The 1,058-nt window shown below is 72.9% G+C and carries 2 protein-coding genes; both read left to right on the top strand.

Annotation, left to right across the window (positions count from 1 at the left end; translation table 11 throughout):
• Nucleotides 1–769, top strand: a 769-nt coding sequence (locus tag GY24_RS17250; RefSeq protein WP_193953642.1) for an NAD(P)/FAD-dependent oxidoreductase, incomplete at its 5' end; no start/stop codon positions are given.
• 41 nt (nt 770–810) lie between these two features.
• Nucleotides 811–1,058, top strand: a 248-nt coding sequence (locus GY24_RS17245) for a hypothetical protein (protein WP_104477859.1), incomplete at its 3' end; no start/stop codon positions are given.

The following is a 1,058-nucleotide window of genomic DNA, read 5'->3' as shown; positions in this document are numbered from 1 at the left end:
CGGGATGCCGCCGGCGGGGCTTTCGGCGCTGGCTGGCAGCGAGGTCGGCCGGGCGGGCGGCGTGCTGCGCTCGGGGGAGGCCGTTGGGGTCACCGGGAGCGCGGATCGCGGCTTCGCGGTGACGCTGGCCGACGGCTCGGTCGAGAATGCGCGGGCACTCCTGTTCGCCACGGGGCTGCGCGACGAGCTCCCGGAGCTGGACGGCCTGCAGGAGCGCTGGGGCTCGCTCGTCCACCACTGCCCGTACTGCCACGGCTACGAGGTGCGCGGCCAGGCCATCGCGGTGCTCGGCGGTCCCGAGCGGGCGATGTCGATCAAGCAGGCCGGCCTGCTGCGCCGGTACAGCGACCGGGTGGTGCTCATCAGTAACGGCATCGAGCTGACGGACTCCGAGCGCGGTCGACTCGAGGCGTTCGGCGTGCGGCTGGTCGCCGGAACCGTCACCCGACTGCTGGGGGAGCCGGGAGAGCTGCACGGAGTGCTCCTCGAGGACGGGCGCACGATCGCGTGTGACGCCGTCTTCATCGCCCCGCGGCCGCGCCCCAACGATGCGCTGCTCCGTTCACTCGGCTGCGCCACCGACCACGGCTCCGGTCTGGTCGCCGTCAATGCGAGCGGCCAGAGCAGCATCCCCGGGGTCTGGGCAGCCGGCAACGTCGTCACGCCGGGCGCCCAGGTCATCACGGCAGCCGGCGCCGGGAGCGCGGCGGCCATCGCGATCAACGGCTGGCTGCTCGAGAAAGACCTCGACCTGGCATCCGCCGGCTGACCGGCCGACGGCACTCCGAGCACCCCGAGAAAGGCAGACCCATGTCACAGAACGTCCCCCAGCAGACCAGAACCCAGCCGGCCGGAACCCAGCCGACCGGAACCCAGCCCGCGCGCCCGCCGTCGGTTCACGCCCGGGCGCTGATCACGTGGCTGGCGATCTTCCCGCTCGTCACGCTCGGCTTCTACGCGATCGAGCCGTTCGCGGCCGGGTGGAACCCCGTCGCCCGCGCGCTCGTTCTCTCGATCGTCGTCGTGCCGCTCGCCGTGTACCTGGTGGTGCCGCAGCT

Source organism: Microterricola pindariensis (genome assembly GCF_002936985.1).
GTDB lineage: Bacteria > Actinomycetota > Actinomycetes > Actinomycetales > Microbacteriaceae > Microterricola > Microterricola pindariensis.
This window is presented reverse-complemented; position numbering and strand designations above follow the sequence as displayed.